Raw genomic sequence first — 6645 nt, 5'->3', positions numbered from 1 at the left:
CTCTTCGGGCTTGTGCTTCTTCTGGGGCATTCCTTCGTCCTCCATCTGGCTCGAAAGCCTACTTCAGGGAGGACCACTTTTCAGGGGGCAGGCCATGACCGCTTCGCAAGCAGCTCGGTGAAGAACCAATGTGAACCAGACAATGGAGAAGACGGGTTTTCAGTTTTCCACCATATCATCTCCCTTCCGAGGGAATGACCTTGCGCTCGCGGTTCCTTCGAGACCCTCTGCAAAGAGCAACTCCTCGGCTTTCTCGGTCGCCTGCGATCATCGAGGGGACGCGGGAGGAACTCGGAAACGGGCGGGGCCGGAGACCGGGAGCCGGCCGGATTGCATGCCGGGCCTGTGGACCCTTGCTCGACCCTTTGAAAGAGAGACCGCGACATGCCGTATCTTCTGACAACCCACACCTACAGGCCGGAACAGATTTTCTGGGAAGACGTCTGGCCGATCGCGGAACAGCCCGATGGCTACGCGCGGATCGGTCGCGGCCATGGCAAGCCGCCGATGGTCGAGGGGCCGATCCCCTACCGGATGTACAAGGGGCACCTGCGCGACGACGGGCTTCTGCCCGACCTCATCGCCGGGCGGTGGGCGAACGACCTGATCGTCAGCAGCCGCGTGCGGGACCTGATCGAAAGCAAGGACAAGGTGGCGCACAGCTTCGTGCCGCTGGACCTCACCCTTGAGGACGGTTCGACGGTCTCGGGGCAGTTCTTCCTGTTCGTCTCGGGGGAGAGGACGGACGGCATCGTTCCCGAAGCGTCCAACGTCGTGCCGAAGTATCTCGACGGCGAGTTCCGCTACTACACCTGTCCCGGCGAGCCCGAGATCGCCTGGCGCGCGAAAGCCATCGAAGGGCGCCGAAACTGGGTCGACAGGTACCTGCCGGGCGAGATCTTCGTGTCCGACGATCTTGCGGCCGACGTCGCGAAGCTGGGCCCTGCCACCTACGATCTGAAACCCGCTTCGGTTTTTGTCGAATGATGGGGAAGGCACGAAACACTGGCGAATGTCGAGCGGAACGAGGGCGACAGTTTCGAGGCTATGCAAGAGGGGGCGCCCGCGCGGCCCCGACACCTGAAGACGACCGTCAGCCGATGCCGCGGTGGAACAGAGACTTGGAGAACGGAACATGGTTTGGGGACTGAAAGAGCCGAGCAGCTTCGGGCAGTTCTTCCCGGATGGCGACTATGTCGGCTGGCGCGAGCACCTGACGGAACACTTCAAGGAGAAGATGTCCGACGAGGAGAAGGCGGCCGCCGACCTGAAACGTCCGACAAGCTACATCCGCTACGTGACCATCAGGTTCCGTCTCGAGACCGGCGTGGCCGTTGACGGTGCGCCGGTGCTGGCACCGCTGGAGGGCCACGAACTGCCCCGGGAGTTCAGGGCCGAACGTCCGATCAAGACGCTTGGATCGCTGATCTTGCTGACCAACAGGCTGCTGGCCGTCGATGCGGCGCTGAAGGACATCATCGAGACCTTCGAACCGGGCGTCCACCTGTTCTGGCCTCTCAGGATCACCCAGGCGAATGGTGACGATTATCCCGAGGCCTTTTACGGCATGGTGATCCGCCAGTTCCGCGACAGCTTCGTGCCCGACGCCAGCGCCGAGGGCGCGTGGACCGGTGACGGCTGGACCTACCGAGTCTCGATACCCAACAAGAAGAACTATACCGGTCTCGCGCTGTCGGGCGACGCGATCGGCGGCGCGCATCTGTGGCGCGATCGCGCGCTCACTGACCCCGATTTCTTCTTTTCGGACGACGTGCAGCAGGCGATCGCAGGCGCCGGCCTAAAAATCCCGAAGCATTACAAACTCAAGGTGGTCTGAAGATGGACACCGCTGATAACCCGCTCGGCTGCCTGTGTTCGCCCCGGCTATCAGCCTGATGCGTCCACCACTGAGGCACTTTTGGGTTGCTGGGTGGGATTTCGACCCGCGTTGGCGTTAGGCGGGCGCACCTCGGCTGAGAAGTCACCGCAATAAGCGTTGAGATCTGAAGACGACGGGCCGCCTTCACAGGCGGCCCTGACCGGACCTTCAAGGTGAGCGCCAGTGCCGCACCACAGCGCCAGCGAAGCGGCCACTCATCCCGACCGCAGCATTCCCAACGATCTGAGGTCACACCACAACCGAACTCGCTACGGGCCCTCTACGATTGAATCGGACACGAAATCTCACCTGTTTTCCAGTGGTAAGCTCTGAAATATCGACCCCGCTCAATGCTGTCATATGAGCAAAGATTTGCTTGGGGTAGCAGCCTGACTGAATAAAGAAATAGTCATCTCTAACGGAAGCCACTGACCCAGTTTGCTGCGCGATAAACTGATCGATAACTCCCTCCTCGGGGTTCGGACGCTTCCGATAATCACTACTCGAGCGGGTACTGATCTCATCGAAGAGTTTCCGACATTCCTCAACCTTTCCAGCCCAAAAGAGATAGCAAGCATGGAAGAATCTTGCGTCAAGCGCGTGATCTCCAACACCATAGCTAGCCCCGAAGTGGCCCTCAATCTCTGGTGAGGTGGATCGATTGTGTTCGACCAACCGGAGAGCAAGTTCCAGATGCAATAGCTTGTCAGACGGAAAGCGTTGCAAACCTGCTCGTAGCGTTTCGATGGAATTCTCGAGATCACCGCCGCTGGCTTGAACATGCGCCAGGCGCAAGAAGACGCCTGAATTCTGAGCCTTAAGAGCAGTAGCTTGTTGCAAGACTCGCTTCGCCCTGACCTCATCGCCGAGCCGCTGCCACAGTCTTCCTTCCGCCGAGGGAAATTCTGCCTCGCCTGGAAAGTCACGCCGCGCCTTGTCCAAGCGCTCCTTCGCCTGTGCAACTTTTCTATCGAACTCGATGATCATGTATTCCTTTGGGTCTTCAGGAAGGGCACGCAGGAGGTCGATCACCTCATCGATCAGGAGATTGCAGAAGGTAAGAGATTTCCGGGGGTCGTTTGTCAAAATCTCGTTAAGAAACCTGCGAGATTGCGCCCTCAGCTGCTCGGCCTTTACTTGAGACAACGCTGCATTTGCCTTTCGTCGTGAGACCTCCGCAAGCGTATGGACATAGATATGATTGTTCTGATCGAGAGTCCGTGCAGTCTGAGCCAATTCCTCTGCGTAATCGAGTGAACCCTTCGGATGTTGCATTTCAAGAATTGCCGCCTGCTGAAATAGAAAGGCGCTCTCCGGCAATGCCGCCGTGGCAACTTCGAAAATCTTCCGCGCATGCTCAACATCGGCAAAGGTCCGTGCGATATTCCGCCCCTTGCAAATATTCTCGAGAACGAGTCGGTCTGAAGAGAACCCAGGGTCCAGCCCACCAACAATCCTCGAAAGCTGAACTGAACGAGTCTCATCGGAATCACAGACGGCGCGGAAAGCAATTTCGGCGACGTGTGAGTGCCGCGTCTCGTATCCATGATCACCCGTGAATCGATCAACACTGATTCGCACAATATTGGTCAATGGCTTAATAAACTCGGATTCGAAGTCATCAAATCGGATTCCACTAATTCTTGAAATCGCGCCTGCACGCGCGATTACTCCGAATTGATGCATTGTAGCAATATCGAGATACAAACTCTTGGCTGACTCCCCAAGAACTCGGTTGAACTCATCGAGAATGATTTGCTCGAAGGGTTTACCCTGCGTAAGCTCATGAAGCGCGACAAGTAGCTGTCGATCGGCGCGGTCCTTGCTTAGGAAAGCCTCAATCTGTTCAGCCCGGCTTAGATTCGTAAGCTGTCCAAGGCATCGATGGCGTGCGAGAAGATCGACCAAATCCTCTACCTCGCGCCCATTGAGCCTTCTTAGTGTCCAGGTGGATGGCAGGAAGGCATCGAGGCCGCCGCAGTAGGCGTCCCACTCTGCCTCACGTTCAGACAGAACGACCGTCACCTCGACGTTCTTTCGCTTCAGGGTGTGCAGTGCCCTTTCCAACTCCTCAGAGTGAAGCGAAACGTGATCGACATAAACCATAAGACGCAAGCCGCTCAGCGCCCACAGTTCTTCAATTATGTCAGCTCTCAGGATACCGTTGGGCTTAAGCCACAGCACAAACTGGTCGAGAGCAGTGGCGGCATCGAATGCCGCACGACGAAGCGCGATAGTCTTGCCCGAGCCTGCCGCACCTTCGAGCACGAACATCCTGATAGCCGGGCTATCCGGAGCAACATCAACAGCTGCGTACAGCAACTCTTCGCCAAGCTTGCGCGCAAAATCATATTTCCGGATGATTCCAGACCAACCATGGTCGTAGCCGGAGTAGAAACCTTCAGCCGACACTTCGTCAAATGGCATTGCTGCATGAACATAGTCGAAGTCGCGCTCGAGCGCCTCGATGAGCTGATCGGATGGATTTCCATTCTTCAGGTGCTTTAGGTAAGAGCGTTGCCCGGTATCAACGGGAGGCGCCAGAGCACGAAATAGCTGTGGGACTGAAGAGTCTAGAGAATCCATAAATCCCGAGAAGGTTGTCGAAAGAACTTCGATACCCTTTTTATCCCAGAACCGGACGTCATGCTCATCTCCGCCGGGTGAAACCATGTACCAGCGCTGCCGACGAGTCGGATCGATCTTGTAGATGAGATCACGAATATGTGGATCGGCCAAGCGGTACCCAATAAAGATTAGTACCGAGGATTGGGCCCAATCCCTTAGACGGTTAAAGAGGAGGTCTCTACCCTTCTCATAAGTTGCATAGTGTTCATTCGAAAGCACGAGGGGAACATCCCGATCGAGACGGTGATGGAGGCAACCATGAAGTTTGAATAGAGCAACAGGGTTTCTCTCATCGCGAAGTCGATCCTCGTATGGCTCTTCGTTCTTCACGAACGGAATGCAAGTCTGTAGGGCTGCTGTGTTGAGAACATAGCCCTGCTCGATAAAGCGATCATAGTTAGTTGTAGCGAGTCCGCGCCAACGGAAGTCCCCCAACTTTTCGTGCGCCTTTGAGGTCGTGTAATCGTTGAACTGACGAGCCACCTCATCGAAAACTTGCGGCTCTCCTGCACCTGCGTTGATAGACATCTCTGCAACCGTTGCAAGGTCGCGCTTTTCGTTCTTGGTCCCAAGAAACTTCGTCGCCAGATGATCGCGCAGTTCATCAGCACTGGGTGGGCGTCGGCCGTCGGTGCTTCGGCACTCCATCGACGCGCCAGCGCCCAAGACAACCACCGCGCTTCCTTCCTTTACGGCCTCTGTCAAGACATGAGGCAACTCCAATTTGTTTTTTGGCGTGTTTGATCCAGCCATTCTATTCCCTAGATGGTGCCGCGCAGGTCACACAGATATGATTAATTACCTTCCTGCCCAAGCCCGCTATGTGTATAGAAAGCAGCGTTGGCTCTGCAAGTCTAGCCGCCACAGTTGTATCGTCTGATCGATGTCGGCTTTGTCAGAAGACCTAGGACCGAGTGCTTCTGCAACGAAAGCCCCCTTTCCTGAAGGTCTGAATACTGTCGGGCGCCCGCCTCGACAGCGGTGCCGAATGGCCGCTGTTACAATGCGCCACGGCTGGCTTGCGGCTGCAGCGAAAGCCCGGAATCCGCCCTTCCGTTGGGGAGGGTGGGAATGGCGGGGTTTCTGGGGGATTAGCAGGAACGGGGCTGAGACCTCGCTTTCATGGACCCGAGTTCGAAGGTCCGTTTCCGGGTACGGTCGTGATGCGCACCCAAGCGGTCGCGCCGATTGCGAGAGCACCGAGCCAGGACAGCAGCGTCACGGCGGTCGGGCCGGCGCCCGCGAGTTCGGCGATGCCTTTCACGGCGTGGAAGCCCGCGAGCCCGGCCGGGAGGGCGTAGATCGACGCGATGGCGAAGCGAATGGGGACCGAGCGGACGCGGGCGGAGGCGAGCTCGCCAAAAACGAGCGTGGCGGCGCCGGCGAAGAGGCCTGCACCAAGCGAGAGGATCACGCCCTGCTCGGCCTCGAGCAGGTGCATCGCGGTCGTCAGACCGATGGCGAAAGGAAGCGCGTAGACGGCGAGGTTGAACAGGATCCACAGGGCGGCGCCGAAGCCCAGGATACCAAGTGCGGTGGTCACGACCATGGAGGCTCTCCTTGTCAGGGGATCGCGCCGCCTCCACCGCCACTGGCGCAGGCACGATCATAGCAGGTTCGGACCCGCCCCGGGAGAGCCCGGGGCGGGCGTCGGCGGAAATCCGGTCATGCCGGCGTGGGCTTCGAACGGAAATCGAAGAGCGGAATGCCCATCGCACGGGCCTTGTCGGCGAGGTTGTCGGTGATGCCGGAGCCCGGGAAGACGATGAGCCCGATGGGCAGGGTGTCGAGCACCTGGTCGTTGCGCTTGAAGGGGGCCGACTTGCCGTGCCGCGTCCAGTCCGGCTTGAAGACGATCTGCGTCACGCCGCGATTATCCGCCCAGGCGGCGGCGATACGTTCGGCCCCGCGCGGCGCGCCGCCGTGCAACAGGACCATGTCGGCATGTTTTGCATGAACACGGTCGAGGGCCGCCCAGATGGCCGTGTGATCGTTGCAGTCGAGCCCGCCACTAAAGGCGATCTTCATACCTTGCGGCAGGAGCGGCTCCAGGTCGGCCCGGCGTTTCGCGGCGAGATGGTCCCGGCTGTCGATCAACGAAGCGGTCAGGGTACGGCGGTTCACATGGCTGCCGGCCC

The 6645-nt window shown here is 58.5% G+C and carries 5 protein-coding genes; 2 read left to right on the top strand and 3 right to left on the bottom strand.

Annotated features, from left to right (window positions below):
* Positions 1–384: 384 nt before the first annotated feature.
* Entirely contained in the window at positions 385–987 is a 603-nt protein-coding gene (locus tag EV662_RS19240; protein ID WP_132466512.1) for an imm11 family protein, read from the top strand.
* Between the two features lie 148 nt (positions 988–1135).
* Positions 1136–1837 carry an imm11 family protein gene (locus EV662_RS19235; RefSeq protein ID WP_132466510.1) on the top strand — a complete coding sequence of 234 codons (702 nt, stop codon included), beginning with the start codon at positions 1136–1138 and terminating at the stop codon, positions 1835–1837.
* Between the two features lie 291 nt (positions 1838–2128).
* On the opposite strand, the gene EV662_RS19230 is transcribed toward EV662_RS19235, so the two are convergent.
* The 3 genes from EV662_RS19230 to EV662_RS19220 all read right to left on the bottom strand — a co-directional run.
* On the bottom strand, positions 2129–5260 hold the full coding sequence (locus tag EV662_RS19230) for an SIR2 family NAD-dependent protein deacylase (RefSeq protein ID WP_132466507.1): 3132 nt from the start codon (positions 5258–5260) through the stop codon (positions 2129–2131).
* Between the two features lie 367 nt (positions 5261–5627).
* Entirely contained in the window at positions 5628–6056 is a 429-nt protein-coding gene (locus EV662_RS19225; protein ID WP_132466505.1) for a hypothetical protein, read from the bottom strand.
* Positions 6057–6172: 116 nt separating this feature from the next.
* Positions 6173–6645: DUF2493 domain-containing protein (locus EV662_RS19220; RefSeq protein ID WP_132466502.1), on the bottom strand; the 473-nt coding region annotated here is incomplete at its 5' end.

This window comes from Rhodovulum marinum (genome assembly GCF_004343075.1).
GTDB classification, from domain to species: Bacteria; Pseudomonadota; Alphaproteobacteria; order Rhodobacterales; family Rhodobacteraceae; genus Rhodovulum; species Rhodovulum marinum.
Note: the sequence above shows the minus strand (reverse complement) of the source record. Positions and strands in the feature narration are given on the sequence as shown.

Bases quoted from the DNA above. Each gene is read 5' to 3' on its own strand.
- EV662_RS19240 (WP_132466512.1), top strand. From the start codon at position 385: ATGCCGTATCTTCTGACAACCCACACCTACAGGCCGGAACAGATTTTC.
- EV662_RS19235 (WP_132466510.1), top strand. From the start codon at position 1,136: ATGGTTTGGGGACTGAAAGAGCCGAGCAGCTTCGGGCAGTTCTTCCCG.
- EV662_RS19230 (WP_132466507.1), bottom strand. From the start codon at position 5,260: ATGGCTGGATCAAACACGCCAAAAAACAAATTGGAGTTGCCTCATGTC.
- EV662_RS19225 (WP_132466505.1), bottom strand. From the start codon at position 6,056: ATGGTCGTGACCACCGCACTTGGTATCCTGGGCTTCGGCGCCGCCCTG.